Source organism: Bacillus sp. FSL M8-0063 (genome assembly GCF_038005545.1).
Classification (GTDB): Bacteria; Bacillota; Bacilli; order Bacillales; family Bacillaceae_G; genus Bacillus_A; species Bacillus_A wiedmannii.
Window position 1 is genome coordinate 449,967 of the sequence record NZ_JBBOTJ010000001.1, and the last position, 25,937, is coordinate 475,903.

The window sequence follows — 25,937 nt, forward strand, 5'->3', positions numbered from 1 at the left end:
TTCATCATCTCCTTCTTATTTAAAAGGAGCACAGACATGTACCTAGCTTTTAAAAATATAAAAAACAACAAACTATTTTCCGTAATTCTTCTTATGGCATTTTTTATTTCTTTTCTTTCTATATCAGTAGCTGCGCTTTTAACAGAATCTAAACGGAATTTTATATCTGCTTTTCAAATCGGTTTCCCAGAAAACAATCAAATTTTAACTGTTCCGATAGCGAATGCAACTGAATTGGAAGAAATAATTCCTTTCATACAAGATACTTTTGTGAAAAGTGATATTTACGTAGAGTATTTAAAAGCATTAAATAGTTCAGGGGCAACAAAGATCATAGCTGTGAATTTAAAAGATGATTATTATTGGAAGCCATATATTTCTGAAGGACAATATTTTCATCGTGAAAATGTAAATCATATGGTTGTTGGTGATCAAACGAATGTAGAGGAATTATATGAATTTGATGATACATATAAAAAAATAGGAACTATATCGAGAAAAGACAGTGACATCGGTGTAGCAGGCATATACGTTCCACTTCAAAACTTACCTACTATATCTAAAAAAGGTATTATCGCGAGTAAACAATTACAATTAACAGTTGTTAATCCTACATCATCTATTCATAACGAAATAAAAAAGTTTATGGATAGGAGTAAAGAAGTGCTTTCGGGAGATGTTCAAATACTGAATGAACGAGATCTTCAGGAACTACATGTGACACATATAGATCCAGCAAATAAGTATTATTATAAATTCATTCTTGTTGCAATTGTTTCTGGCATTTCTGCAGTTTTATTTTGGATTTATAAAAAAGAACGAGAGATTTCATTAAAAAAGGCAGTAGGTGCTTCTAATATATCTATTTACTGCGAACTATATATTCAAATTTTGTTTATTTCTCTAGCAGCGATGTTCTTAGTTTTTATTACGCTAGAAATATTTTCGGGAACAATTCATACGTATTTTCAGACATACTTAGTAAAACCGTTAACACTATATGTATTGATATGTAATGTTGTTTTTATAATTTTTCTTACATTTTTTGTTACTGTAATTCCAATCAAGCACGTTATAAATATATATCCCGGAAAACATTTAAGAACGTAGGAGGTCGTCATGTTTTTTATATTTGATTCTATACGGTCTGTGAAAAAACGGTTGTTACCAAGTTTGATTATAGTAATTTCTTTAATTATTGCATTTTCTTCAGCAATAGAATTTGTTAGTAATCTTTCGGGATATCGAAAAATGATGACGGTAGCAAATAATTTATCGACTCATAAAAATTTCTATGAACTTTATGCGACGCAAGATATAACATTGTTTAGCGAAGAAAAAGCGAAAAGTGATTATCAACATTTCATTCAAGGGTTATCTAATACGATACCAATAACAAATAAAACTAATTATCTGTTCCGTAACTATTCACTTAGTTTAAAAAATGAAAATGGAACGATAAAGACTCTTATTGTTGATAAAGATATTAATAAATACTTTCATATACGAATTTCACAAGGAAGATATTTTGAGGAATCGGAATTTCATAAATCAGTATTTGATAGTAGACCTGTTATATTAGGGGCTAATTATAAAGGAAAGGTATCTATTGGTGATATCATACCATCTGGAAAAATGAAACTAAAAGTAATTGGCTTTTTAGAAAGAAATTCAGCATTTACATATCCTCGAAGCGGTGAAATATCGGATAATCGTATTACATTATTAGATGACATGGTGATTTTACCAATTGGAACAGAAGAAATAGAGTTCTATAGTGTAGACCTTTTATACAATGGGTTAATTATAGAAACAAATGAGAAGATAAATATGAATGAATTTCAAAAGAAAGTATTAAAGGTAACAGAAGGTAAGGGGTATTCGTATTATGTTACAAATCCGGATAAATTATTAGAAAATGAAAAGCAAGGCATTGATAATATGTCATATCCCTTATTATTAAGCGGTACAGTCTTATCTTTTTCATTTATATCTATTTTATTAACATCAATGGCCACGCTTTATATGGAACGTAAAAATATTTCTATTAAATCAGCATTAGGAGCAAGTACTTTTCAACTATGTCTTCCGTTTGTTATTGAGTATATGTTGTTATTCACTTTATCTGTATGTATAGGAATTATGTATTTCCAATGGGAGAATAGCGGAGTAATTGAAATTCAGAAAGGGCTAGAAAATAGTATAGTATCTTTCTTTGGAACGTTAAAAGTCTCTATAGAATCATTGATTGTTATAGGTGCTCTATCAATTGTAATGATCCTCATTATATATGCAATCATTTATTTCAATGTACTAAAAATAAAAAATACATATATGAAAGAGGTGCTATAGATGATTCAGCTCGCAAATGTGGCTAAGGGATACGGAAAGAGTAATTTTAGTGCTTTAAAAGATATTAATCTTACAATAGAAAAAGGCGAAATGATAGCAATTATGGGACCATCTGGTTCAGGGAAATCCACCTTGCTTAACATTATTGGTTTAATTGATAGCCCCTCTACTGGAAAGTATTTTTTAGATGGCATGGATACGAGTACATTAAAGTCAAACTATCATAAGTATAGAAATAAGGAAGTTGGATTTGTGTTTCAGAACTTTTCGCTACTAGATGATTATACAGTTATTGAAAATGTAATGCTCCCGCTTATATATAGAAAAATTTCTCATAAGAAACGTATACAAATATCAAAAGAAATGCTGGAAATGGTAGGGATTGAGAGGCATATTAACAAATATCCTTACGAGTTATCAGGTGGAGAACAGCAAAGAACAGCAATAGCAAGGGCTTTAGCACAAGACACAAAAATTATACTCGCTGATGAACCAACTGGTGCTCTTGATCAAGAAAACGGGAAGAAAATTATGAGCATCTTAAAAGAGATTCATAAACAAGGGAAAACGGTGCTAGTTGTTACACATGATCAAAAGGTAGCTGCATACTGCCAGAGGACGATACGTTTGCTTGATGGATATATGGTGTAATGTGGATAAAAGTATGTGGAGAGGTGATAATGGTTATTTCATCTGTTTTCATTCAAAAATATAGTAAAGAATTACAGGTGAATGAAAAATATTCATAATTTTTAACTCCTTTTATCTTTTTCATAGTTTAGGAATAGTGGAGGCTTTCGTATGATTTTCTTATTTATAGTATATTTTGTGATCATTATGACATTAGTAATGACGTTTCTTCTTTCAAAAAAATCATATAAGAAGCCTATTATTAAATATATACCAACGTTAATATTGTTTATTTTTGCTTTCATTTCTTCCGTTATGTTTGTATTGAATAACGGAATGGGAGCGCTGATGATAGCGGTCTCTTTAGGAATTACAGCGATAGTGAACGGTCTTTTACTTCTTGCATTGAAAGTAGCTCGTTTGATTGTTGCAAAAGGAAAGTAGCGCATCGAATTTCGATGCGCTACTTTTTTATGTAAAAAAAAATCCCTCTTTATGAGGGATTTTAATGTGGTAAGAATACCAATTGATAAGCAAACAAAATTCCAAATACGTATACAAGTGGGTGAACAGAACGGAATTTACCTTTTGCCACTTTCATAAGTGGGTATGAAATAAATCCAAGTGCGATACCTGTTGCGATACTTGATGTAAGTGGCATGCTTAAGATTACTAAGAATGCTGGGAATGCTTCATCAAATGCGTCCCAATCGATGTGGCGAACTGATCCCATCATAAGACTACCAACGATAATTAATGATGGTGCAGTAATAGCTGATACACCAGAAACGGCACTTACTAATGGTCCGAAGAATGCTGCTAGTGCGAATAAAACAGCTACTGTAACAGTTGTTAAACCAGTACGACCACCAGCTGCAACACCAGCAGATGATTCAATGTACGCTGTTGATGGTGTTGTTCCGAACATAGAACCGATTGTTGCTGAGAATGAGTCAGATAGAAGAGCTCGTCCAGCTTTTGGAAGCTTTCCATCTTTCATAAATCCACCTTGTTGAGCAACGCCAAGTAATGTACCTGTTGTATCGAATAATGTAACAAGGAAGAATGAAAATACAACGCCGTATAATCCGTAGTTAATTACATCAGATACTGCAGTAATTGGATTGGAAACGATGATTCCTTCTGGTAATCCAGGCATTGATGTAACGCCGTTTGAGAATGTTAATTGTCCTGTGAAGTAAGCAATAATACCAGTTAATAGCATTCCAATAAATAGTGCACCATTTACATTTAAAGACATAAGGACAATTGTAATTCCAAGTCCAGCTAATGCTAGTAGTACTGGAGCAGAGTGAAGATCACCAAGTCCAACTAAGTTTGCTTCATTTTTTGTAACTATACCTGTTAAACGTAAACCGATAAAGGCAATGAAAAGGCCGATACCCGCAGTAATTGCATGTTTTAAGTTTTCAGGAATTGCTTCCATTAATTTTGTACGGAAAGAAGTGAATGATAACAAAATTAAGATCATACCTGCTACGAATACAGCAGAGAATGCAATTGCGAAAGTCATGCCTTCATGAGCTTTTACAACAGAATAAGAGAAGTAAGCATTTAATCCCATACCTGGTGCAATTGCGATTGGTAAGTTTGTAAAGATCGCCATAAATAATGTTCCGACAACAGCAGCGATAATTGTTGCTGTAAATGCTTGTTCAAATGGAACTCCTGCATCCCCAAGGATGACAGGGTTTACGACAATGATATATGCCATTGTTAAGAAGGTAATAATACCTGCCATAATTTCAGTTTTAATAGAAGTTTTATGTTTTGAAAGGTTAAACATATAAACATCCTTTCTGTTTACGAATAATTTTCACAACAGTTATATATAATATTCGTTTTTTAACTATTTTGCAATAGTTTTGCATAAAAAGTTTATAACAATTCATATTTTATGTCCTAAATTCGAATATTAATCGTAAACCGATTTGCGAATTTCAGTTTTTATTGTGCGCATTATAAGGAAAAGGAGTTGAAAGAAGCTATGCCACAGCAAAAAAACTTTGTAACAATGCCTGCGCAACATCAAAATAAACAGCCTGGTATTGAATCATTAATGAATCCACTTCCGCAGTTTGAAGATCCAAATTATAAAGGAAGTGAAAAGTTAAAAGGAAAAAATATATTAATTACAGGAGGAGACAGTGGGATTGGAAGAGCTGTTTCCATCGCTTTTGCAAAAGAGGGAGCAAATATCGCGATTGCTTATTTAGATGAAGATGGAGATGCAAATGAGACGAAGCAACGTGTAGAACAAGAAGGGGTAAAGTGTGTATTGTTGCCGGGTGATTTAAGTAATGAACAACATTGTAAAGATATTGTAGAAGAGACCGTTCGGCAGCTAGGTAGTTTACATGTTTTAGTAAATAATGTCGCGCAGCAATATCCGCAGCAAGGATTAGAGTATATTACAGCAGAACAGCTAGAAAAGACTTTTCGTATTAATATTTTTTCTTATTTTCACGTTACGAAAGCAGCACTTTCTCATTTAAAACAAGGAGATGTCATTATAAATACGGCGTCTATCGTTGCGTATGAAGGAAATGAAACTTTAATTGATTATTCGGCAACGAAAGGAGCAATCGTAGCTTTTACAAGATCACTGTCTCAATCGTTAGTGCAAAAAGGAATTCGTGTAAATGGTGTTGCGCCGGGACCAATTTGGACGCCACTTATTCCATCGAGCTTTGATGAGAAGAAAGTCTCTCAGTTTGGGAGTAATGTCCCGATGCAAAGACCTGGTCAACCATATGAATTAGCACCAGCATACGTATATTTAGCGTCTGGTGATTCCACATATGTGACAGGGCAAATGATACATGTAAACGGAGGCGTTATCGTCAATGGATAGTTTTCATTTATAAGAGCAAAGTAAAGCTAATCGCATTTATTATGATACTAGTGCTAGGGAGGATTTAGATGAAGAAAGTATTGTTTATCGTAATCCTATTTTTCTGCCTACCAGCTAGCGCTTTTGCTAATACAGATCATTTAATTTTAGTGAACCTTACGACGAATCAGCTATCTTTTTTTGAAGAGGGAAATTATACGAAAACATTTCCAATAACGACGGGAAGGGATAGTACCCCAACGCCTGAAGGTAATTTTTGTATTATAACTAAATATAAAAATAAAGAATACCATCGAAAAAAAATAGCTGGGGGTGCGCCGAATAACCCTCTTGGTACGAGGTGGCTTGGGCTAGACAAGAATGAATATGCGATTCACGGGACAAATCGAGAATGGACGATTGGAAGCAGAGAGTCGAATGGTTGTATTCGCATGCATGACCGGGATATAAAATGGTTATATGATCGGGTGCAATTACAGACGAAAGTAATCATTTCTCGTTTTCATACGAGCCCTGAATATGAAGCGAATAAGCTTGGTTACCGCGTTGTGAGCTGGAACGGTCGTAAAGTAGAAGAAGAGCAAATTGGCATGCTTACGTTAGTAGACCGTGCCGAAATATATTGGCAAGAACCAAATGGGCAGTTAACAAAAGTGAAAACGGTATTGCCAAACGAAAGATATGCAGTGTATTCAAAACGAAAAGAAGGAATATATTATATAGGAAACAATTTGTATATAGTGGATGAAACTGGAGAAAAAATTCGTTATGAGCAAATTCCTACTTCGACCTTAAGTAATATATATAAACGGAAATATAATATTCCGTAATGGCTACCGTATTATAGACGGTAGCTTATTTCTACTTCGAGTTTAACTGCAACTATTGTATTTTGCTGAATATAATACAGTACAGATAGGGGGCGGTTACATTATGAAAAGTGAATTTGCTTTTAAAATTTTCTTAGTAACGACCTGTTTATTTATCGTGTATTTGTATGCGTTTCTCGTTTTTTCTTTTTATGTTCCATATGTTGATTTAATATTGTTCTTCGGATTTATTTGGGCATTTGTGAAAGCAAGAGAAGGAGAGAAGAGTATATATCGGCGCATTACCTTATGTGGGACAGTTGTTCTCGTTATTTTGTACTTTTTTATCATGCATGATTTTTGGAGAGGAATGTAAAAAAGCATACGAGTAATCGTATGCTTTTTTGTTTAATATTTTGGCTTAAATGTATGACAACAAGTTTCTACACTTGTTGTTACAGAACTTTCTAGCGTCTCGTTTGTTAAAACCGCGCCTGTATATGAACCATTTGCATTTGATCCAGATTCTTGTGCATCTGGTTGAACAACAATTGCATTTGCTTGACAAAAGTTACCTTGTCCCCAAAATGAGCAATTGGAAACAGAGCATTTTACTTCTGGCATAAAACCCCCTCCTTATACATTAGTTTGGGATTTTACGCCCATTTCATGTGTAGAAGGAGTTTCCTTTTCTCGTTATTTTTTCGTTTGCTCAAGCCATTCTTTTAATTTGTCTTCCGGTTGTTCACCACTAATACGGCTTACTTCTTTGCCATCTTTAAAGTGAATGATTGTTGGAGTTCCTTTAATTTTATATTCATCCCAAGGAACATCTAGTTTTTCAATATCCATAACTTTCATATCAACGTTCAAGTCTTTAGCCATTGGTACTACGACAGGAGATAGCTTTTGACAATGAACACAAGATGTTTGATAAAAGTATACTGTTTCTTCTTTTTTCTCTTGTAAATTCTTTTGAAGATCTGAAAGAGAGATTTTGTTTGTGTAGTAGTCAGGGCCATTTGTCTTACTATCAGTAGCATTATCAATTTTCTGGCTAGTAGCGTTTTTTTCTTCCATTTGTGTAACAGCAAAAATTGCTGCAAACAAGGCGATAATAATACCACCAAATATAAGCATTTTTTTCATTTTTTCATCTCCTTATTTGTTTTTTATTACAATAAAACTACAAACAGCGATTGTAATAAAGCCGATAAGTGCTAAAAACGGGATTGTAATAAAACCAAACCAGTTTATGAATTCTCCGGTGCAGGGTACACGTCCGCAAGCTGCTCCAGCAGCTGAAAATGCTGCGACTTTTTGAATTGCATAGTGATATAAAGAAATACAAGCACCAATACTTGCAATTGGTAAAGAATAACTTGCGATGCGATAATCTTTCTTTGCTACAGCTATACCAAGCCATAAAACGAATGGATACATAATAATACGTTGATACCAACAAAGTACACAAGGTTCAAATTTCATGATTTCGGAAAAATAAAGACTTCCTAGTGTAGCGATAAAAGAAGCTCCCCACGCGGTAAGTAAAGCATATTCTTGCTTTTTTTCTCGTCTCATATTTTATACCTCTCTTATAATAGTTACATACTAAATTATAGTATGAAGTGGCACAGAAAAGAAAGAAAAAATATGTTTATCAATAAAAGTTTTATAAGAGGAAACTTTTATTGATATCAATATTTAAAAAAGCGCCATTCTCCTGAAGAGAATAGCGCTATATTTTACATTTGAATTTGCTCTACTTCTTCTATATGTGACTTTTGAGATGCATGGTCAATATATTGAAATAGGAGCTGCAATTGTTTATCAACTTCTGGCATTTCTTTACTGTATTGATAAGCGTGTAAAAAATGTTCAATACGCTTAGAAAATAATTGATCGTTCGTTTGAACCATAAGAACGAGTAATTTATCCCAATTACAGCTATACGTGTAATAGAGAGCTTTGTCATAGTCGTTATATGTTTGCACTGTGTACCCTCCTTACTGAGGAGTTATATATAGTGTGTGACAAGCAAGGAGAAATACACTTGAAAGAATTTGTTAAGAAAAAAAGCGAATGAAAAGAAAAAACGAGGAATTTCCTCGTTTTTAAGCTTTTGGCATTGGCGTAGGTGTTGGTTTGCCATAGCCTTCTTTGTATTTATTGTCGATATAGTTACGAATTTCGAGCGTTGATTTTCCTTTTTGTTTCATGGAAGCAGATTCAACTGCGATTTCTAAGCAATTGACACAAGTCGTTGCGTGGGAATCCCAGACAACTTCACCGTTCTTTTTAATTTCACGAATAAAGCAGTTTTTATTATTTTTATGTCCCACACTCTCACCGCAACCGCAGTAACATGGAATCCAATCTAATAGCTCTGCATTTTGTCCAGCTACAGTATAGATATCTTTCATTTGTGGATCAAGCTTGTCTAAGAAGGTAGGAAGTGTGTCGACCCCTTTTGTTTTTTCTTGAATGTCAACTTGCTGAGTATGCGATGCGTGGTCATGCTCTTCTTTTGATTCAGATGATTTCTTTTCATTTGTACTAGTAGCTCCGCAACCAGCAAGAATTAAACTCAGTACTGCAAGTAAAGAAAATACATATTTCTTCATACGCTTGTCCCCTTTACAAATGTATTAATCAAATTGTATCAGACTAAAACACCTAGGGAGAAGCTTTTTTTGAACGATTTTTGAAGTGCCATCGTAGTGAATGAAATAGAAATAAAATTGGGATATAGGCGTATACAATATATAAGCCAGCTTGAGATAGTACTGTATTTAATGTGTTGATACTTTCACGGTTTGTAAAAAATAAGGACGAAATAAAGATAGCTGCGATAAAAAATGGCAGTGTGATTTTAAAAGGTATGTGAAAAGATTTTTTACTAATGCAACAAGAAGACCAAATGGTTAAACAAAGATTAGGTAAAATAATAAGATACCATATGAAAATAATGATGTACTCAAACCTTTGAATAAAAGGCACCTTAATAATTTTTAGCATCGTTAAGGTTGGCCAAATTGTATGATGTAGTTGCCCTTGGCTATAGTACATAAGGGAAACGATGGCTAATATTACGTAGAGGAGCGTCGTAAAAGCAATACCACCATGTGCCCATTTATTTAACGATTTTCCTTTTTTAATAAATGGATAAAAAACAAGGATTGCTTCAAATCCGAGAAATTCTAATGCAGATGCTTTCGCTGCAGTTAAAATGTCTAAAGGTGAATGAGTTAGAATTGGAAAGATGTTACGAACATGCGCATATTTCATTGGGAAAACTAAGAAGAACAGGACGAAAATCGGTATTATGACGCCCCAAAAACATATTCCTGTTACAGAACGAAAGCCGCCTCTAATTATGTAATAAGCTACAAGTAAAAATAGTAAAGTTAATTTCCACGGTTTAATTGTAGGAAAGACCCAAACTTGAATAACTTCAATATATGTACGAAGAACAGTAAGGCAAAATAATAGAAGATATGCCGCAAAGCATACGGAAAAAAATGTTCCAATCCACTTTCCGAAACATGTCGTATGGATATTCATTAAATCATTATCTTTTTCTAACATTTTCAGCATACAAAATAATACGATATGAGTTGCAATACCAGCGATAATAAGAGAAATCCAAGAGTCATAACCGGCAAATTGCGCAATAATCCTTTGGTATCCTAACACCCCTACTCCAATTTGAAGAGAGTGTAATAGAAGGAATGTGAAATACGGGGAAACTGTATGTGTTTTATCTTGTCCAGTCATGATAGCACCTCACTATTCTCCGATACCAGATTGTACGACATTAATCTTTACATTGACAGCAACGTCTACGTTAGGATACATATCTTGAATTTGTTTCATGCTCCATTTTCTTGAATGACTACGAATTTCTTCACGTATACCGATTGGATCGATTTTTTTTTCTTGGAATGTTTGTATTAATTCGTTTAAATCCTTCTCAAGTGTTTTTTCTACATGTCTTTTTACGTAAGTTACATTTTCACTCTTTGATAAATCAAGCCAACTAGGAGCATTTTTTATGAGTCCATTTAATTTTAAGTGTATGTTAACTTTCGGAATATCACCGTTTGGTGAAAGAGAACATACACTTTTTCCAGATAAGTTTTGAGTAGCAATCAAACCTTTATGTTTACCTTGACGTATCGGAACTTCGTAACGCCCATTTTTCGTTGGATTAATGAGTAATTTAAATAAAAAAGACCTTTTCTTATCTGTATACATAGCCACTTTATCCTTTTTTAAAAAAGCTAGTCCTTTAATGGAAGCAGATTTGTCTTCTGATACTTGAATGTAAGGAAGAAATGGATCGCATCCAGATGAATAGAAGTTATATAAAAAAATATTTAAAGCTGTCCGCGGGATTGTCTCGTTTTTTATATTTTGCTCCAGTAAATCAGATAGATAAAGTGATCCATTTGTTCTGACATGTTTAAGTAATTCTTCTGCTGAACCATCTACAAGCGCTAGTTGTACATCTCGTCCAATGTTAGGATCACGTTGTAAGTTGTTAATAACATCTCCAAGTCCATGTTCACCAAATGCTTTTCCAAATAGGACAACACGCATTTGACCTACAGCAATCGTATGTGGCGATTTGGCGTTTAGAAGGGAAGATATAGTTTCAATTGTACCTGCATGGGTTGATTGAGTTTCTGGTTTAGATTGTACGCCTTTTGTGTAATCGGGATATAAAATTGTCCCGCGAAATTTTTTATCTTTTATTATATCGAATCCACCTACGTGAATCATTCGCTGTGTATCAACTATATTTGCTTCTGTACAACCAGATTGAAAAATTAAAATGATAATGAAAAAGCAGAATAAAATATTTTTCATTTTTCCTCACCGTCGTGTTTTTCTTTCGCTTTGTTTGGATCATAGCGCCATTTCTTTTTTGGTCTTAGAAAAGAAGCACGTCCTGCAGTTTGACTAAATGGAAGGCGAAGGAGTCCTTCAGCTGTACCTAACCCGCGAAATGGGTATAAAGGTAATAAATAAGGTGATCCAAGTGATTTTAAGCGAATTAAATGAGCCAATATGAATACAAATCCGACGATAAGCCCTACACCTCCAAATGCTCCAGCTAAAATGATGAGAGGGAAGCGTAATATCCGGATAGTAGAAGACATTTTTACTGTTGGTGTTGTAAAAGAAGCTAGTGCAGACAACGCAACAGCAATTAATAAGATGGTGCTCGTTAAAGCAGCCTCAACAGATGCCTGCCCAATTACAATGCCGCCAACAATACCAATGGTTTGGCCGACTTTAGTCGGTAAACGCGCCCCAGCTTCGCGCAGTAATTCGATTGTAATTTCTAAAAAAAGTGCCTCCAAAACAGGTGGAAATGGTACGTTGGCTCTAGAATAAATAATAGGGCCGAGTAAATCTGCTGGAATCATTTGATAGTGATACGTTAATACAGCTGTATAAATAGCTGATGAAAATAGAGAGAATGCTGCACCAAAAAAACGAACTAATCTAAGAAATGACCCTGCTATCCATGGTAAATAATAGTCTTCTGGAGAGACGAAGAAATCGAGTAGTGTTGCGGGTCCAGCTAATGCATATGGTGAACCGTCTGTTAAAATGACGACTCCTCCATTCAGTAATGCATAAACGGATCGGTCTAAACGCTCTGTAGGCAGTAAAACAGGGAAAGGTGAGTTGCTATTATCACTAATAAACTGTTCAATCATAGTTGCATCAAAAGGGTAATCAAAATCAATATCTCGCAGGCGTTGCACTGCAGTGTTCACATGCTGTTCATTTGTAATATCCGCCATATAAGCGACTACAATTTTTGTTTTTGATATAGAGCCAACGGACAGTTCTTTGAAAATTAATTGCTCTGTTACAATGCTTCGCCGAAGTAAATGTATATTCGTATCAATATTCTCAACGAATCCAATTTTGGGACCGATGACACTATATTCATTTTCTGTATCGTTATATAATCGTGTACCTAAAGCTAAACTTTCAGCACGAATCAGTGCATATTCGGCTGTTTGGGAATCAACTTTTAGCTGCAAGAGTACATATCCACTTAATAGTTTTTCACGGATATCATCAATAGAAGGATTGGTAATAATCTCCTCAAGTGTGACGATGTTTGCTATGTCATTTATATTTTGAATGCGATCTAATTCTTTTTTGATAGGTGTTAAAATGAATCGATTAATAATAAGTGATTCAACTGTAGATTTATAATAAAACAAACATAATGACCCATCCTCTATGACATTGTAAGAGGAAAAATCGCTGGATTCTTTCATAGTGTGGATGAATTCTGGAACAGAGCATACGGATTGTTTCTTCTTTTTAGATGATAAACGAAACATTTTCTCACCCCTGACATACATCATTTACTTGTGTTAGTTTTTGGGAAAGACGGGAATTTATACTTGAAAATTGAAAGTTCATAAAGAAAAGGAAGAGTATTAAATATCTCTTCCTTTTTGGCATGTTAATTTGTGTTCTTTTCTTTAATAGACTTCACTAATTTAATCATTTCTGCACGTATATCTTCTTTTTTCACGTTTAGTTTTTCTGCAATTTGCTTAATGTCCATTCCATCTTTTTTCATTTTTAGTACATCATCGAGAGGGGTATTACTTTTTTGAGAGATGATTGTTAATACTGTAAGTTGACGTAATCCGATATTATATTCTTTCATTTTTTGTTTGAGTCCATCTGGTGTAGATTTTTGCATATTTGCTAATTCTTGCAGTAGTGCTTTTTTCGTCTCTTTATTTATATGATGTTTTTTCAACTTACTTGGATCTACGCCGAAATGCTGGGCTGTTTTCTCCCAAGATTTATTTTGTTTATAGTAAGCTAAAACGTCTTCTATTTCTTTTTTACTCATTTTTGCAATATGAGCAGCTTTCCAAATTTCATGTTTGTTATAGCCGAGTTTTTCGAGCGACTGCATTTCTTCTTCTGAAATAGGCTTATGATGGTGCAATGTTACTTCTTTTGGCGTGGCAGCGAAAGTAGGGAAGACGGTTGCCCCGAATAATAATGTTGCCATGGTCATACTTACTGCGATTTTTTTGTACATATAAACTCCTCCTAGATGGATAATGTGGAAAACTGTACACATATCATTTCCATAAAATGTGAAATACTTGTGAACAAGTTAAGTTTTTTTATTCACAGTATAAAATGACGTTTTTGGAAGTTTTCCAACATAAAACATTGATTAATAGTAAAAAACTAAGGTATAATCGAAATTGAAAATCAATATCAATAACAAATGTATACATATAGATGAAAATAAGGGAGAGAAAAATATGACTACATATACTTCCATCGCAAATGTGATTAAAGAAAGACGCTCTGTACGTACATTCACAGATAAAGCTGTAGATAAAGAGTTATTAATTGAACTATTAAACGACGCAACGTGGGCACCGAATCATAAACACCGTGAACCATGGAATTGTAAATTATACATTGGAGAAGGTCGCAAAAAATTAGTAGATGCAGTATTAAACTCTTTCACAGAAGAAGAAAGAGCGAAACGCGGTAAAATCTTATCAGATCGTTTCTTAAGCACGCCTGCACAAATTGTTGTTTATATTAATGAAGATCCACGTCAAATTCAACGCGACGAAGATTACGCTGCAACATGTGCATTTATGCAAAACTTCCAACTACTTGCTTGGGAGCGTGGATTAGGATGTGTTTGGAAATCAGGCGGATTAAACTACAATCCATTATTTATAGAAGGACTCGGTTTAACAAGAGGTCAACGCATCGTTGGAATTCTTCACCTTGGCTATTTCGATAAAGCACCAGAAGGAAAAGCTCGTACACCGATTATGGAGAAGATGGAGATTATTGAAGGTTAATAGATGAGACATTCTCGTTTTTATGAGGATGTCTTTTTATTATGCAATCAATCCTCATGAAAGCTTGTTCCTCATCATACACTTTCTTAAGGGAAAGTGTAAGGAGGGAAAATAATGAGAGCAAGTGACGATAAAGCACTGCAATATGCGATTGCGGAAATTACGGAAATTGCGACTGGATTTGGGCTTGATTTTTATCCGATGCGTTATGAAATATGTCCAGCGGAAATTATTTATACATTTGGTGCATATGGGATGCCGACGCGGTTTTCACATTGGAGTTTTGGAAAACAGTTTTTTAGAATGAAATTACAATACGATTTAGGTCTTAGTAAAATATACGAACTCGTTATTAACTCTGATCCATGTTATGCCTTTTTATTAGATACGAACTCGTTAATTCAAAACAAATTAATTGTAGCGCACGTTTTAGCGCACTGTGACTTCTTTAAAAATAATATTCGCTTCTCTAATACGAAACGAGATATGGTGGAGAGTATGGCGGCAACGGCTGATCGCGTGAAAGCATATGAGCATAAGTATGGAAAGGCAGAAGTCGAAACATTTTTGGATGCCGTACTTGCCATTCAAGAGCACATTGATCCGTCACTTATGCGTCCAAAACTGGCGTGGAGTATTGAAGATTTAGAAGAGGATGTAGAAAAGAAAAAGATATCACAGTACGATGATTTATGGAATTTAGATGATCGAAACAAAAAGAGAGAACGACCTAATATGCATAAAAAGAAGAAAATTCCGCCGCAACCAGAGAAAGATTTACTCCTCTTTATTGAAGAATATAGCCGTGAGCTAGAAGATTGGCAGCGCGATATATTAACGATGATGCGCGAGGAAATGTTATATTTCTGGCCGCAGCTTGAAACGAAGATCATGAACGAAGGTTGGGCTTCTTACTGGCATCAACGCATACTCCGTGAAATGGACTTAACATCTTCTGAAGCGATTGAATTCGCAAAGCTTAATGCAGGTGTAGTTCAACCATCAAAAACAAGCATTAACCCATACTACCTCGGTATTAAAATGTTCGAAGATATTGAAGAACGCTACAATAACCCGACAGAAGAAATGAAACGACGCGGCGTAAAGCCAGGATCTGGTCGGGACAAAATCTTTGAAGTACGCGAAATCGAATGGGATGTATCATTCTTAAGAAACTACTTAAACAAAGATCTCGTAATGAGAGAAGATATGTACTTATTCCAGCGCCAAGGAAAAGAATATAAAGTAATAGATAAAGAGTGGGAACAGGTACGTGATCAGCTCGTAAATATGCGTACAAACGGTGGCTTCCCGTACTTAGTAGTAGAAGATGGAGATTACTTAAAGAACGGAGAATTGTACATTAAACATAGTTACGAAGGAATCGAGCTCGATTTAAAATACTTAGAAAAAGTACTGCCATATATTCATCAATTATGGGGAAGAACGGTGCATATGGAGTCGATTGTGGAAAGTAAGGGCGTTGTGTTTTCTTATGATGGGAAGATGGTTCATCGGAAGTATGTGTGATAAAAAAGAACGGACATAGAATGCTATGTCCGTTCTTTTTTATTTGGAACAAGGTCAAATATGCTATTCTTGAAAAAGGGAGTTACATAGAGAAATGGAGCGATTCAAATGAGCAAAATAGGGGTATGCAAGGTGGATATTATGCCGCCTGTAGGTATTGATTTTGTCGGATACCATAGAGAGACAGGAATAAATAATATTGAAGAGTGTATTTATGGGACAGTTTTTGTATTTGAAAAAGATGAGACGAAAACTGTGTTTATAAGTATTGATAATATTGGAATGTTAGTAGAAGATACAAATATGATTCGTGAACAAATAGCGAGAGAGCTTCATATATCATTTGAGCGAATAACTGTTGTTTATACACATACACACTCTGGTCCGGAAACAGTCGGTGATCATCCTTTAATAAAGTCGTATAAAACGATTTTAGTAAATAATGTAGTGCACGGTGCTGTTACTGCGAATAACAACTTGAGGCCATGTGAAATTGGCTGGAGTGTTACGACAGGTTATATTGGGGTAAACCGAAGAGAGAGAACATCTGATGGAAGAGCGAAGATGGGAACAAATATAGAGGGTGTTGTAGATAAACGAATTGGCATGTTAGCCATAAGAAATGCTGAAACGAAGGAGCTATCTGGGATTATAGTATTTTGTACGGCACATCCGAATGTGTTAAAAGGTGATAGCGATGTACTATCGGCGGATTATCCGGGAATGACGAGAGAGATTCTTGAGAAAATCGTAAACTGTCCTGTTATTATTGTGCAAGGTGCTGCTGGCAATGTAAATGCAAAGTATCGCGGTTCAAGGGAAGCAGTAAAGCAAATGGCTTACACAGTTAGTGGACATGTATTAACGATGTTGCCAATAGTTACATATAGCCCAATTGTAAGTTTAAGAACAGTTTCAAGTACGATGCAAATGAAGTTGAAAGATATTCCTGAAATTAATGAAATACGAAGCATGGCTCAATTAGCTGAGAAGCAGTGGGATGTGAATACGGATGAATGGCTTACTATAATTTTAGAGAAATATAAGCAAGGTATTCGGCAGTTACGTATTGATTTAGAAGTTCAACTGTTTCAAATTAATGATGGTATGTTCTTTGGTATACCGATGGAACCTTTTTCAGAAACAGCTTTAGAAGTGAAAGAGCGTCTTCAAAATGAAATAGCTTTTTTAGGTGGATATACGAATGGATATATTGGTTATTTACCGACAAAAGAAGAGTTTGCATATGGTGGGTACGAAGTAGAGCTAAACCCTGTTGTATATGGGCCTGTTACGAATTTATTGATGCCACCGGAGGAGAATACGGCAGAATTAGTCGTGCAGAGAGCTATGGAATTATATAATGCGTAAAATATAGACTCTTGCATATTTGATATGAAATTTAAAAGAAGCAATAATTATTAATAAAACTGTAGAAAACGAATCCATTTTGAAAGGGACTGATCAAAATGGATTCGTTTTTATATGGAGTTTTTGCTTACCAAACAGGTCGTATATTTGATGATAATTTCTCTGTATTTTCTTTAGTAACGAATGTTGTTAAATCTTCCTTGAGCATTTGCATTCGTTCAGTACCTATGTTTTCAATCCATCGTTGCTCTATTTCAGCTACTATTTCTTCTTTCGTTTTCATTACAGCTAAACCTCGTTCGGTTAAAATAATGATTTTACCTCTTTTATCAGTAGGATGCTTTTTGCGCGTGACATAACCACTATTTTCAAGAGAATCGATCATTTTACTTACAGCTTGTTTAGAAACTCCTAAATACTCAGCCAATTCTATACCGGTTGCTCCATTAGGAAGGATACGTTTGAACATAAAGCCGTGTGCTGGCCTAATATCTTCAAATCCCAATTCACTTAATCTGTCATGCAGTTCAGTAATTAATGTACTGAAAGATAATGATAAAAGTGAAGTAAGGTCTAGTTCGTTAAATGTTTGATGATTCATGTATAACCTCCACAATTGTAGTCAATTAAGTTGACTATGTATAAAACCTATTGTACTATACAGGATATGGTCAATCAAATTGACTATATCTTGTATAGTACAAATAATGATCTATATAAATAGAATCAACGGAGGTTTCACATGGTTAATATCGTAAAAATTAGAGGGAGTGTATTTGCACCGTATGCGTTGCTGAAGCCTATTAAGGATGCTGCAACAGGAAGAGTTTTTGAATACGCTGGAGATGCACGTGAATTTACACCATTCGCTGTAAATACAAAGCGTTCAAGATTAGAACAAGAAGTGATTGTTGATTTTTATAAAAGAGAAATTTTCACATATGTAGATGCTTGCATCGTTACTGTGAAAATTACAAATTCAGATGGTTCAATTGAGTATCAAAAAGGAGAAACAAGTACAGAAAATATTGTATGTACTAATATCGTATGGGGCGAGGATGAAGTTTCATTTGAAATGAGAGCAAGTGCAAGTAATCCGTTAAACGCAGCGGCACCCGCAGCAGATTATTTTTTGGTTATAAGAGTTAATACAAGTGGCATTGTGCATATTGAAGGTTTACATGATGGTTTCCCTTGCTATGAATTTTATAAACAAATAGACTTTCGTTCATTTGAAAAAATATATACACATGATTTCAGAGAAACGAATGATACCCCAGCAGCGCTAGCTGGAGAAATGGAATATAGCTTTAAAACGAAAATCTAGCTATAAATATAGCGTCATTTTTAAGAAAGAAGTAGCCAATGTAAAAGAGAAAGATTTTAATTATGTGGCTGAAATGGTGTTTTTTTATTAAATAATGCAGTATATAAAATTAGAATTATAGAGGTGTTTCTTATGACTAATATCGTAAAAGTTAGAGCCAGCGTATTTATTCCAATGTCTTGGACAGAACCGAGGAAGGATATGGAAACAGGGAAAATAATTCAATTCGAAGGTGATTCACGCGAATTTACACCACATGCGGTAAATACTATGCGCTCTAGAGTGGAGCAAGAGGTAGTAGTGGATTTTTATAAAGAAGAAGTGTTTTCATATGCGAACACGGGTATTACGACAGAGAAGGTTACGAATCCAGATGGTTCTGTGAATAAAAGAACAGGAAAAGCGAGTACTGAAAATATTGTGTGCACTAATATCGTATGGAATCCTGATGGTGTGCAATTTAAAATGAGTGCGAGTGCAAGTAATCCATTAAATATATATGCACCTCCTGTAGATTATGTATTACATGTATGTGTGAACAAGGATGGTAGTATTGAGATTCAAGGGGAGCATGATGGATTCCCTTGTTTTGAATTTTATAAGCAAGTAGATTTCGGTTCATTTGAAAAAATATATACACATGATTTTAGAGAAACTGGTGATACAGCTGCAGCACTAGGTGGAGAAATGGATTATAGTTTTACAAGGAGTTTATAAGAAGTAAGATAATAATGCAGTGTAGTTGAGAAATGCAAAAGTCAATAAAATCAGTGACTTTTGCATTTTCACTATACGTTAGAAAGTTTCAAAAAAATAAAACGCTTTACAATATACCCTTCAGGGTATATGTTATTATACAAAGTTACAAAGTAATGTATAATATAGTTATAAATACGGAGGTGGTCTACAGTGGAATATAATCAAGATATGAAAAATAGATTGAAACGTATTGAAGGTCAAGTTCGTGGTGTACTTCGTATGATGGAAGAAGGAAAAGATTGCCGAGAGGTTATTACACAGTTAACGGCATCTCGTTCTGCACTTGATCGTACAATTGGACTTGTTGTTGGAACGAATTTAGAGCAATGTTTGCGTGAACAGTTTGAAAGTGGTAATGGTTCAAATGAAGAGTTAATTAAAGAAGCTGTTCAATTACTTGTAAAAAGCCGATAATCTGTCAAACGTAAGTGTTGACAGATTTTCAAAAACATTTTAATATACCCCTACAGGTATATGTATATAAGTTATGGAGGAATCGACTATGAGTATAAAAGTGAATAGGAGTTTAGATTGTAAGGGATTGGCTTGTCCGATGCCGATTGTGAAGACGAAGAAGGCGATGGAAAGTCTCGCATCAGGGCAAGTGATTGAAGTTCAGGCAACAGATAAAGGGTCTACTGTAGATATACAAAGTTGGGCGAGTAAAGTAGGTCATCAATATATCGGGACGAAACACGAAGGAGATCTATTGATGCATTACGTTAGAAAAGCACATGAGCATGAAGTGAATGAAGTAGTGAAATATCCTCAAACAATTACAAATGCGGAATTGCAAGAGATATTATTAAGTGGTGAAGAGTGTATTATATTAGATGTTCGTGAAGCAGCGGAATTCGCTTTTGGTCATATTCCAACGGCTATTTCATTCCCATTAGGCGAACTGGGTAGTGCAGAATTAGATCAGACGAAGCAAATTTATGTTATTTGCCGAACTGGTAACCGTAGTGATGTAGCTTGCCAAATGTTGAAAGAGAAAGGGTATTTAAATGTGAAAAATATCATTCCAGGTATGTTAGAGTGGCAAGGGGATGTGGAAAAGTAAAATTTTTTAAATAAAAATATACCTATGGGGGTAATTAGATGATTGTTAAACCGTTACAAGCAAAAGATGTTGCAGAGAAAGTTTTATTCGGAGAGCTGTTTATTTTAGATGTTCGAAATGAGACGGATTATGAAGATTGGAAAATTGAAGGGAAACAAATTTCTTCTATAAATAAACCGTATTTTGATTTGTTAGATGGTGTAGATCATATTGCAAGTGAATTGCCGAGGGAGAAAGAAATTTTAGTCGTATGTGCGAAAGAAGGTTCTTCACAGTTTGTCGCTGAGCAATTGCTGGATGCTGGCTTCCATAATGTTTTTTATTTAGCTGGCGGTATGAAAGCTTGGAGTGAATATGTGAAGCCGTTAAAGGTAGGAGATGTACAGGGGGGAGGAAGTATATATCAATTTAACCGCCTTGGAAAAGGCTGTTTATCTTATATGGTCGTTTCAAACGGTGAAGCAGCAGTTATTGATGCAGTAAGAACAATTGAAGCATACGAAGAGTTTGCGAAAGAGTATGGCGTTACGATTACGAATGTAATGGATACACATTTACATGCAGACCACATTTCTGGAGGACGTAAGTTAGCTGAAAGAGTAGGTGGCACGTATTGGTTACCGCCGAAAGATGCGGAGGAAGTTGTTTTCTCATATAAACCGCTCGTTGAAGGTTCTGTTATTACGGTGGGGGGTACTAAAATTGAAATTGATGCATTATACTCACCTGGGCATACGATTGGAAGTACATCATTTATTGTAGATGATTCCTATTTATTATCAGGCGATATTTTATTTGTAGATTCAATCGGGCGTCCAGATCTTGCTGGAAAGGCTGAGGATTGGGTGAGTGATTTAAGAGAAACTTTATATAACCGATATAAAGTACTATCTCAACAATTAATCGTGTTACCAGCTCATTATTCAAAAATAAGTGAAATGGATGAGAATGGTGTTGTGAGCGCAAAGTTAAAAGATTTATTTGTGTATAATGCAGGACTAAATATTGAGAGTGAGGGAGAGTTTCGTAAAGTGGTAACGGAGAATTTACCACCTCAGCCGAATGCTTACGAAGAAATTCGTCAAACGAATATGGGTAAGATTCATCCGAGTGTGGATGAAGAACGTGAAATGGAGACTGGTCCAAATCGTTGCGCAGTTCATGAATAAATAAAAAATGGAGGAATAGATGATGAATGTAAAACAAGTATTAGATGCGAAAGGTTTAGCATGCCCAATGCCGATGGTAAGAACGAAGAAAGCGATGGATACTTTGCAAACTGGAGAAGTGTTAGAAGTACATGTAACAGATAAAGGGGCAGTTAAGGATATTCCAGCGTGGGCAAATAAAGGTGGTCATGACATCGTAAAGCATGTAGAAGAAGCTGATGTGCTGAAGTTTTGGATTAAGAAGGCGTAGTAGTTTTATAAATGTAGAGAGGTTGGTTATATGAATACAATATTAAGTACGCTTTTCATTGTACTCGCTGCAGTGTTTGTTATTTCACGTTTTTTACCGGTAAAAGGTGTTCAAAATATAAGTGGGAAAGAATTAAAGAGTATAGCAGGAAAAAAGGGAAAACAATTTATCGATGTTCGTACAGTAGGTGAATATAGAGGAAATCATATGAAAGGGTTTCAGAATATCCCATTAAATGAGTTAGCTAGTAAAGCAAATCAATTAGATAAAAATAAGGAAGTAATCGTTATTTGTCAGAGCGGGATGAGAAGTAAGCAAGCGGCAAAAGTACTAAAGAAATTAGGATTCCAGCACGTTATCAATGTTTCAGGTGGTATGAACGCTTTATAAGGAAGGAATATTAAAATGAAAGAAATAACAGCGAAAGAAGTAGAGGAAAGATTGTTACGAAATGAAGAGTTATATGTAATCGATGTTCGTGAAGTAGAAGAAGTGGCGGAAGGGAAAATTCCAGGAGTGCTTCCTATTAGGTTAGGACTACTAGAGTTTCGAATGCATGAGTTAGATAAGCATAAAGAATATATTATCGTTTGTCGCTCTGGCGGAAGAAGTGCAAGAGCAGTTCAGTTTTTAGAGAGCTACGGTTTTCGAGCAATCAATATGGTAGGTGGTATGTTAGCGTGGAAAGGTAAAGTCATATGAGAATGAGGTAAATGATTTCAGCCTTTTTATAAACAAACAAATACCCCTATAGGTAATTGGAGGGAGCACAACATGGAACAACAGAAGAAAACAACAATTGTTTTATTTAGCGGAGATTATGATAAAGCGATGGCTGCTTATATTATTGCAAATGGTGCAGCGGCGTATGATCAAGAGGTGACTATTTTTCATACTTTTTGGGGATTAAATGCTTTAAGGAAAGATGAACATGTGAAGGTAAAGAAAACTTTCATAGAAAAAGTATTTGGAAAAATGATGCCACGTGGTGCAGATAAGATGGGATTATCAAAAATGAATTTTGCCGGTATGGGGCCAAAGATGATTAAAGGTATTATGAAAAAACATAATGCGATGCCTTTACCAGATTTAATGGATTTAGCGAAAGAACAGGGAATTAAACTTGTAGCTTGTCAAATGACGGTAGATTTATTAGGGTTAAAAGAGGAAGAGATTATGGAAGGGGTAGAGTTTGCAGGAGTAGGAGCTTATTTAGCAGATGCTTCGGATGGGAATGTGAATTTATTCATTTAAATCACCTTCTTTTTAGAAGGCGGGGGATATAAGGTGAGTTTAGTCGTATTACTTTTTATAATTGGGTTTATAGGATCGTTTATATCAGGAATGGTTGGAATTGGCGGTGCGATTATTAATTATCCAATGATTCTATACATTCCGGTATTGCTAGGGTTTACTAGTTATACGTCACATGAAGTGAGTGGTATTACAGCGGTGCAAGTATTCTTTGCAACTTTTGCAGGTGCATGGGCTTATCGGAAAAGTAATGATATGGATAAAACGTTAGTTGTGTATATGGGAGCTAGTATTTTAATAGGAAGTTTCATAGGGAGCTTTGGTGCTAACGTATTAGAGGAACATACGGTCAATGTTGTTTATGCAGCGTTAGCAACAATTGCTGCTATTATGATGTTCGTACCGAAACGAAATAATAGTGGTGAAGTGACATATAATAAATGGTTAGCAAGCTTGTTAGCGTTTCTTGTAGGAGGAGCATCAGGCATTATAGGTGCTGGCGGTTCTTTCTTATTAGTACCGATTATGTTAGTTATTTTAAAATTGCCGATACGTACAACGATAGCAACATCTATCGCTATTACGTTTATTTCCTCAGTAGGGATTACGACTGGAAAAGTGATAACTGGTCAAGTAGTTGTAATTCCAGCTCTTATTATCGCGGTTGCAAGTATCTTTGCTGCGCCGCTTGGAGTGCGAGTCGGGAAGAGGATCAATCAAAAAGCATTGCAATATATGTTATCGATTTTGATTGTAGGCACTGCTGTTAAGATGTGGATTGATATGATATCGAAATAAAAGGATGGGCTGCTTGTAGCCCATCCTTTTATTTATGCCCAAATAACTTTCATTAAGTTTTTATATTCGTCATTTGCTAATTTATATAGCATTCTCGTATGTTCAAAGACAAGCGCTGGATTAAAGTTTGGTTCTGAGAATGCAAGCGATGCTGAAATATCAATTGCATTTTGCTTGTTTAATGTGAATTTTGCAAATCGATAAGATGTGTTTAATTCATTGATAACATGCAAAATATCATTTGTTGATGTTGCATCCGGTACGTGAGCAACATTGAAGCAGTATATATCTACAGTAGGATGTTCGTTTTGGAAAGCAGCGATAAGTTGAATTTTTGCGCCAGCTTCTGTCTCTAATCCTACTGAAAAATGAACAGAACCATCATTTTCATCTATATTTTCTTCCATGAATATATCGTTTGATTTTAAGTAGTCTTTAAAATCTGAGATGTTATGTTTTACTGCAGCTTTCATATGTATGAGCCCCCTGATAATTGGAATAGATTGCTACTATTTATTATAATTTAAAAATATTAAAAAAGATAGTTAGAAAGTTCTGATTTTTGATTCCAAAGAAATAAAAAGAAGCAGCACTCTACCTCCATAGAGAACTGCTTCTTTTTTATTCATTGCCGTTAGACGATGTTTCTGTATCTTCACTGCTATTTTTATTTTTCACTTCATTGTTACTTGATTGGCGTTCACTTGAATTTTCAGACTTAGATTCTTTTGTTTTCTCTGTGCTTGTTTTCTTCGAATCAGAGTCTGTTTTTGTATATGCAGGTAATCCAAGGTGAGTACGAAGTTCGTTTGTAACAGTTGCTAATTCTTTTTTATCTGGATTGTAGTAATACGTTCGGCCGCCACCAGCAGATTTGCTACATGTATCGTCACCTTTTTCCATATAGCAGTCTTCACCTTGAATTTGTAATTTCTCAATTTCCGAGTCCGATCCGTACTTGTAGAATGAAAGCATATCATCGAATGTTAAGTTAGTAACGAATTGTCCGTTAATATCATCAATGATGTTACCAACTTTTGTTACAGATCCAACGCTTGTTAGTTTCTTTAAAATTGCTTCAATAACGAGTTGTTGACGTTGTCCACGCATTGCATCACTATCGATGTGGCGCGTTCTAGCAAGAGCAAGAGCTTCTTCACTATTTAGCTTTTGAACACCTTTTTTCAGATGAATTGCATCAGCATTATCATTGCTATCTTGTTCAGTAAATTCAACTGGTACATCGACTTCAATCCCGCCTAAATCATCGACAATTTTCATAAATGATTTGAAGTTAAACTTTACAAAGTAATCGACAGGAACATTCATTAATTTTTCAACTGCATCAATACTTGCTTGTGGTCCACCATCTTTTCCGTTTTTAGTAGAACCGTATGCATGAGCGTGTGTAATTTTATCTTTTTTCTTTTCCACTGGAATATAAGTATATGTATCTCGTGGAATGCTTAATAGTTTTACAGTTTTGCTATCTTTATTAAACGTTGCAAGTAATAGTGCATCCGTTCTTATAGCTTCACCATATTCTTTCCCGCGGACATCGCTTTCATCAACACCCATGACTAAGACAGAGACGTTATTTGCGATAGGTTTTACAGCTTTATCACGTAAATCAGATTTATCACCGCGTGCTAAATCGTGTGCGGCATTTCGAACAGCAGAAGATGCTTTATTTACTAAAAACCAAGTATAACCGCCACCTATTATTAAAAAGAATAGAATAACGCTTATAATAATTTTTGTTTTTTTCTTACCTTTTTTCGGTTTACTGCGTGTATTTTCTTGCAAAGATGGGTTTTGCTCCATTTCTTGTACTCCTTCATTTGAATTGAAATACGACACT

Annotated in this window: 33 protein-coding genes; 20 read left to right on the forward strand and 13 right to left on the reverse strand. The window is 35.0% G+C overall.

What is annotated here, in order from left to right; translation table 11 throughout:
• Positions 1-36: 36 nt before the first annotated feature.
• From MKX31_RS02195 to MKX31_RS02210, 4 genes are all read left to right on the forward strand, one after another.
• On the forward strand, positions 37-1,110 hold the full coding sequence (locus tag MKX31_RS02195) for an ABC transporter permease (RefSeq protein ID WP_088047974.1): 1,074 nt from the start codon (positions 37-39) through the stop codon (positions 1,108-1,110).
• Between the two features lie 9 nt (positions 1,111-1,119).
• On the forward strand, positions 1,120-2,352 hold the full coding sequence (locus MKX31_RS02200; protein WP_064473911.1) for an ABC transporter permease: 1,233 nt from the start codon (positions 1,120-1,122) through the stop codon (positions 2,350-2,352).
• Entirely contained in the window at positions 2,353-3,003 is a 651-nt protein-coding gene (locus MKX31_RS02205; RefSeq protein WP_088047973.1) for an ABC transporter ATP-binding protein, read from the forward strand.
• A 150-nt stretch (positions 3,004-3,153) separates the two neighbouring features.
• A complete protein-coding gene (locus MKX31_RS02210; RefSeq protein ID WP_064473909.1) occupies positions 3,154-3,426 on the forward strand; it encodes a hypothetical protein in 273 nt (90 codons plus the stop codon).
• A gap of 61 nt (positions 3,427-3,487) precedes the next feature.
• On the opposite strand, the gene MKX31_RS02215 is transcribed toward MKX31_RS02210, so the two are convergent.
• The gene (locus tag MKX31_RS02215) at positions 3,488-4,789 is read right to left on the reverse strand and encodes an NCS2 family permease (RefSeq protein WP_000482733.1); all 1,302 of its coding nucleotides are present in this window, start codon (positions 4,787-4,789) and stop codon (positions 3,488-3,490) included.
• A 201-nt stretch (positions 4,790-4,990) separates the two neighbouring features.
• On the opposite strand from MKX31_RS02215, the gene MKX31_RS02220 reads away from it, so the two are divergent.
• The 3 genes from MKX31_RS02220 (at position 4,991) to MKX31_RS02230 (ending at position 7,042) form a co-directional block, all read left to right on the forward strand.
• The gene (locus tag MKX31_RS02220; RefSeq protein ID WP_064473908.1) at positions 4,991-5,857 is read left to right on the forward strand and encodes an SDR family oxidoreductase; all 867 of its coding nucleotides are present in this window, start codon (positions 4,991-4,993) and stop codon (positions 5,855-5,857) included.
• Between the two features lie 68 nt (positions 5,858-5,925).
• Positions 5,926-6,687, forward strand: a complete 762-nt coding sequence (locus MKX31_RS02225) for a L,D-transpeptidase (protein ID WP_064473907.1) — start codon at positions 5,926-5,928, stop codon at positions 6,685-6,687.
• Between the two features lie 103 nt (positions 6,688-6,790).
• Positions 6,791-7,042: a hypothetical protein gene (locus tag MKX31_RS02230; RefSeq protein ID WP_000834190.1), complete on the forward strand. Its 252-nt coding sequence runs from the start codon at positions 6,791-6,793 to the stop codon at positions 7,040-7,042.
• Between the two features lie 32 nt (positions 7,043-7,074).
• Here MKX31_RS02230 and MKX31_RS02235 read toward each other — a convergent pair whose 3' ends face one another.
• The 9 genes from MKX31_RS02235 to MKX31_RS02275 form a co-directional block, all read right to left on the reverse strand.
• Positions 7,075-7,290, reverse strand: a complete 216-nt coding sequence (locus MKX31_RS02235; protein WP_064473906.1) for a DUF1540 domain-containing protein — start codon at positions 7,288-7,290, stop codon at positions 7,075-7,077.
• 72 nt (positions 7,291-7,362) lie between these two features.
• Positions 7,363-7,815, reverse strand: a complete 453-nt coding sequence (locus MKX31_RS02240) for a thioredoxin family protein (protein ID WP_088047972.1) — start codon at positions 7,813-7,815, stop codon at positions 7,363-7,365.
• A 12-nt stretch (positions 7,816-7,827) separates the two neighbouring features.
• On the reverse strand, positions 7,828-8,247 hold the full coding sequence (locus tag MKX31_RS02245; RefSeq protein ID WP_064473904.1) for a disulfide formation protein C: 420 nt from the start codon (positions 8,245-8,247) through the stop codon (positions 7,828-7,830).
• Between the two features lie 164 nt (positions 8,248-8,411).
• Positions 8,412-8,660 carry a YhdB family protein gene (locus MKX31_RS02250; protein WP_001195461.1) on the reverse strand — a complete coding sequence of 83 codons (249 nt, stop codon included), beginning with the start codon at positions 8,658-8,660 and terminating at the stop codon, positions 8,412-8,414.
• Positions 8,661-8,780: 120 nt separating this feature from the next.
• Entirely contained in the window at positions 8,781-9,290 is a 510-nt protein-coding gene (locus tag MKX31_RS02255) for a PCYCGC domain-containing protein (RefSeq protein WP_064473903.1), read from the reverse strand.
• Positions 9,291-9,342: 52 nt separating this feature from the next.
• On the reverse strand, positions 9,343-10,443 hold the full coding sequence (locus MKX31_RS02260; RefSeq protein WP_000147538.1) for a GerAB/ArcD/ProY family transporter: 1,101 nt from the start codon (positions 10,441-10,443) through the stop codon (positions 9,343-9,345).
• Positions 10,444-10,455: 12 nt separating this feature from the next.
• A complete protein-coding gene (gene gerYC / locus MKX31_RS02265) occupies positions 10,456-11,538 on the reverse strand; it encodes a spore germination protein GerYC (RefSeq protein ID WP_088047971.1) in 1,083 nt (360 codons plus the stop codon).
• Positions 11,535-13,040 (reverse strand): spore germination protein, encoded by a 1,506-nt coding sequence (locus tag MKX31_RS02270; RefSeq protein WP_064473901.1) that lies wholly within the window; start codon positions 13,038-13,040, stop codon positions 11,535-11,537. Before MKX31_RS02270 ends, gerYC begins: the two co-directional genes overlap by 4 nt.
• 125 nt (positions 13,041-13,165) lie before the next feature.
• Entirely contained in the window at positions 13,166-13,762 is a 597-nt protein-coding gene (locus MKX31_RS02275; protein ID WP_149174198.1) for a hypothetical protein, read from the reverse strand.
• Positions 13,763-13,994: 232 nt separating this feature from the next.
• Between MKX31_RS02275 and MKX31_RS02280 the strand changes: the two genes are divergently transcribed.
• The 3 genes from MKX31_RS02280 (at position 13,995) to MKX31_RS02295 (ending at position 17,456) form a co-directional block, all read left to right on the forward strand.
• Entirely contained in the window at positions 13,995-14,555 is a 561-nt protein-coding gene (locus MKX31_RS02280) for a nitroreductase family protein (RefSeq protein ID WP_064473899.1), read from the forward strand.
• Positions 14,556-14,669: 114 nt separating this feature from the next.
• Positions 14,670-16,085 (forward strand): stage V sporulation protein SpoVR, encoded by a 1,416-nt coding sequence (gene spoVR / locus MKX31_RS02285; protein WP_001202704.1) that lies wholly within the window; start codon positions 14,670-14,672, stop codon positions 16,083-16,085.
• Positions 16,086-16,193: 108 nt separating this feature from the next.
• The gene (locus MKX31_RS02295) at positions 16,194-17,456 is read left to right on the forward strand and encodes a neutral/alkaline non-lysosomal ceramidase N-terminal domain-containing protein (protein ID WP_064473898.1); all 1,263 of its coding nucleotides are present in this window, start codon (positions 16,194-16,196) and stop codon (positions 17,454-17,456) included.
• A 127-nt stretch (positions 17,457-17,583) separates the two neighbouring features.
• Here the strand turns inward: MKX31_RS02295 and MKX31_RS02300 are convergent, their stop codons facing one another.
• A complete protein-coding gene (locus MKX31_RS02300; protein WP_064473897.1) occupies positions 17,584-18,057 on the reverse strand; it encodes a MarR family winged helix-turn-helix transcriptional regulator in 474 nt (157 codons plus the stop codon).
• Between the two features lie 141 nt (positions 18,058-18,198).
• On the opposite strand from MKX31_RS02300, the gene MKX31_RS02305 reads away from it, so the two are divergent.
• From MKX31_RS02305 to MKX31_RS02350, 10 genes are all read left to right on the forward strand, one after another.
• Positions 18,199-18,783: a DUF3238 domain-containing protein gene (locus MKX31_RS02305; protein ID WP_000247255.1), complete on the forward strand. Its 585-nt coding sequence runs from the start codon at positions 18,199-18,201 to the stop codon at positions 18,781-18,783.
• A 132-nt stretch (positions 18,784-18,915) separates the two neighbouring features.
• Positions 18,916-19,500: a DUF3238 domain-containing protein gene (locus MKX31_RS02310; protein ID WP_000182107.1), complete on the forward strand. Its 585-nt coding sequence runs from the start codon at positions 18,916-18,918 to the stop codon at positions 19,498-19,500.
• Between the two features lie 192 nt (positions 19,501-19,692).
• Entirely contained in the window at positions 19,693-19,956 is a 264-nt protein-coding gene (locus tag MKX31_RS02315; RefSeq protein ID WP_000456206.1) for a metal-sensitive transcriptional regulator, read from the forward strand.
• 73 nt (positions 19,957-20,029) lie between these two features.
• The gene (locus MKX31_RS02320; protein ID WP_103655907.1) at positions 20,030-20,605 is read left to right on the forward strand and encodes a sulfurtransferase TusA family protein; all 576 of its coding nucleotides are present in this window, start codon (positions 20,030-20,032) and stop codon (positions 20,603-20,605) included.
• Positions 20,606-20,643: 38 nt separating this feature from the next.
• Positions 20,644-21,774, forward strand: a complete 1,131-nt coding sequence (locus MKX31_RS02325; RefSeq protein WP_088047969.1) for an MBL fold metallo-hydrolase — start codon at positions 20,644-20,646, stop codon at positions 21,772-21,774.
• 19 nt (positions 21,775-21,793) lie between these two features.
• Complete coding sequence (locus MKX31_RS02330; RefSeq protein WP_098111374.1) at positions 21,794-22,024, forward strand: sulfurtransferase TusA family protein; 231 nt, start codon at positions 21,794-21,796, stop codon at positions 22,022-22,024.
• Between the two features lie 30 nt (positions 22,025-22,054).
• Positions 22,055-22,414: a rhodanese-like domain-containing protein gene (locus tag MKX31_RS02335; protein WP_048562489.1), complete on the forward strand. Its 360-nt coding sequence runs from the start codon at positions 22,055-22,057 to the stop codon at positions 22,412-22,414.
• Positions 22,415-22,429: 15 nt separating this feature from the next.
• Entirely contained in the window at positions 22,430-22,726 is a 297-nt protein-coding gene (locus tag MKX31_RS02340; RefSeq protein WP_064473893.1) for a rhodanese-like domain-containing protein, read from the forward strand.
• 72 nt (positions 22,727-22,798) lie between these two features.
• Positions 22,799-23,278 carry a DsrE/DsrF/DrsH-like family protein gene (locus MKX31_RS02345; protein ID WP_000437730.1) on the forward strand — a complete coding sequence of 160 codons (480 nt, stop codon included), beginning with the start codon at positions 22,799-22,801 and terminating at the stop codon, positions 23,276-23,278.
• A gap of 33 nt (positions 23,279-23,311) precedes the next feature.
• Positions 23,312-24,076: a sulfite exporter TauE/SafE family protein gene (locus MKX31_RS02350; RefSeq protein WP_064473892.1), complete on the forward strand. Its 765-nt coding sequence runs from the start codon at positions 23,312-23,314 to the stop codon at positions 24,074-24,076.
• 32 nt (positions 24,077-24,108) lie between these two features.
• On the opposite strand, the gene MKX31_RS02355 is transcribed toward MKX31_RS02350, so the two are convergent.
• Together MKX31_RS02355 and MKX31_RS02360 are read right to left on the reverse strand one after the other, a co-directional pair.
• Positions 24,109-24,549, reverse strand: a complete 441-nt coding sequence (locus tag MKX31_RS02355; RefSeq protein ID WP_000642356.1) for a hypothetical protein — start codon at positions 24,547-24,549, stop codon at positions 24,109-24,111.
• A gap of 148 nt (positions 24,550-24,697) precedes the next feature.
• A complete protein-coding gene (locus tag MKX31_RS02360) occupies positions 24,698-25,900 on the reverse strand; it encodes an LCP family protein (protein ID WP_064473891.1) in 1,203 nt (400 codons plus the stop codon).
• Positions 25,901-25,937: the final 37 nt, after the last annotated feature.

Excerpts from the sequence above, each read along its gene's own strand:
- MKX31_RS02195 (WP_088047974.1), top strand. The coding sequence starts at position 37 with ATGTACCTAGCTTTTAAAAATATAAAAAACAACAAACTATTTTCCGTA.
- MKX31_RS02200 (WP_064473911.1), top strand. The coding sequence starts at position 1,120 with ATGTTTTTTATATTTGATTCTATACGGTCTGTGAAAAAACGGTTGTTA.
- MKX31_RS02205 (WP_088047973.1), top strand. The coding sequence starts at position 2,353 with ATGATTCAGCTCGCAAATGTGGCTAAGGGATACGGAAAGAGTAATTTT.
- MKX31_RS02210 (WP_064473909.1), top strand. The coding sequence starts at position 3,154 with ATGATTTTCTTATTTATAGTATATTTTGTGATCATTATGACATTAGTA.
- MKX31_RS02215 (WP_000482733.1), bottom strand. The coding sequence starts at position 4,789 with ATGTTTAACCTTTCAAAACATAAAACTTCTATTAAAACTGAAATTATG.
- MKX31_RS02220 (WP_064473908.1), top strand. The coding sequence starts at position 4,991 with ATGCCACAGCAAAAAAACTTTGTAACAATGCCTGCGCAACATCAAAAT.
- MKX31_RS02225 (WP_064473907.1), top strand. The coding sequence starts at position 5,926 with ATGAAGAAAGTATTGTTTATCGTAATCCTATTTTTCTGCCTACCAGCT.
- MKX31_RS02230 (WP_000834190.1), top strand. The coding sequence starts at position 6,791 with ATGAAAAGTGAATTTGCTTTTAAAATTTTCTTAGTAACGACCTGTTTA.
- MKX31_RS02235 (WP_064473906.1), bottom strand. The coding sequence starts at position 7,290 with ATGCCAGAAGTAAAATGCTCTGTTTCCAATTGCTCATTTTGGGGACAA.
- MKX31_RS02240 (WP_088047972.1), bottom strand. The coding sequence starts at position 7,815 with ATGAAAAAAATGCTTATATTTGGTGGTATTATTATCGCCTTGTTTGCA.
- MKX31_RS02245 (WP_064473904.1), bottom strand. The coding sequence starts at position 8,247 with ATGAGACGAGAAAAAAAGCAAGAATATGCTTTACTTACCGCGTGGGGA.
- MKX31_RS02255 (WP_064473903.1), bottom strand. The coding sequence starts at position 9,290 with ATGAAGAAATATGTATTTTCTTTACTTGCAGTACTGAGTTTAATTCTT.
- MKX31_RS02260 (WP_000147538.1), bottom strand. The coding sequence starts at position 10,443 with ATGACTGGACAAGATAAAACACATACAGTTTCCCCGTATTTCACATTC.
- gerYC (WP_088047971.1), bottom strand. The coding sequence starts at position 11,538 with ATGAAAAATATTTTATTCTGCTTTTTCATTATCATTTTAATTTTTCAA.
- MKX31_RS02270 (WP_064473901.1), bottom strand. The coding sequence starts at position 13,040 with ATGTTTCGTTTATCATCTAAAAAGAAGAAACAATCCGTATGCTCTGTT.
- MKX31_RS02275 (WP_149174198.1), bottom strand. The coding sequence starts at position 13,762 with ATGTACAAAAAAATCGCAGTAAGTATGACCATGGCAACATTATTATTC.
- MKX31_RS02280 (WP_064473899.1), top strand. The coding sequence starts at position 13,995 with ATGACTACATATACTTCCATCGCAAATGTGATTAAAGAAAGACGCTCT.
- spoVR (WP_001202704.1), top strand. The coding sequence starts at position 14,670 with ATGAGAGCAAGTGACGATAAAGCACTGCAATATGCGATTGCGGAAATT.
- MKX31_RS02295 (WP_064473898.1), top strand. The coding sequence starts at position 16,194 with ATGAGCAAAATAGGGGTATGCAAGGTGGATATTATGCCGCCTGTAGGT.
- MKX31_RS02300 (WP_064473897.1), bottom strand. The coding sequence starts at position 18,057 with ATGAATCATCAAACATTTAACGAACTAGACCTTACTTCACTTTTATCA.
- MKX31_RS02305 (WP_000247255.1), top strand. The coding sequence starts at position 18,199 with ATGGTTAATATCGTAAAAATTAGAGGGAGTGTATTTGCACCGTATGCG.
- MKX31_RS02310 (WP_000182107.1), top strand. The coding sequence starts at position 18,916 with ATGACTAATATCGTAAAAGTTAGAGCCAGCGTATTTATTCCAATGTCT.
- MKX31_RS02320 (WP_103655907.1), top strand. The coding sequence starts at position 20,030 with ATGGAGGAATCGACTATGAGTATAAAAGTGAATAGGAGTTTAGATTGT.
- MKX31_RS02325 (WP_088047969.1), top strand. The coding sequence starts at position 20,644 with ATGATTGTTAAACCGTTACAAGCAAAAGATGTTGCAGAGAAAGTTTTA.
- MKX31_RS02330 (WP_098111374.1), top strand. The coding sequence starts at position 21,794 with ATGATGAATGTAAAACAAGTATTAGATGCGAAAGGTTTAGCATGCCCA.
- MKX31_RS02335 (WP_048562489.1), top strand. The coding sequence starts at position 22,055 with ATGAATACAATATTAAGTACGCTTTTCATTGTACTCGCTGCAGTGTTT.
- MKX31_RS02340 (WP_064473893.1), top strand. The coding sequence starts at position 22,430 with ATGAAAGAAATAACAGCGAAAGAAGTAGAGGAAAGATTGTTACGAAAT.
- MKX31_RS02345 (WP_000437730.1), top strand. The coding sequence starts at position 22,799 with ATGGAACAACAGAAGAAAACAACAATTGTTTTATTTAGCGGAGATTAT.
- MKX31_RS02355 (WP_000642356.1), bottom strand. The coding sequence starts at position 24,549 with ATGAAAGCTGCAGTAAAACATAACATCTCAGATTTTAAAGACTACTTA.
- MKX31_RS02360 (WP_064473891.1), bottom strand. The coding sequence starts at position 25,900 with ATGGAGCAAAACCCATCTTTGCAAGAAAATACACGCAGTAAACCGAAA.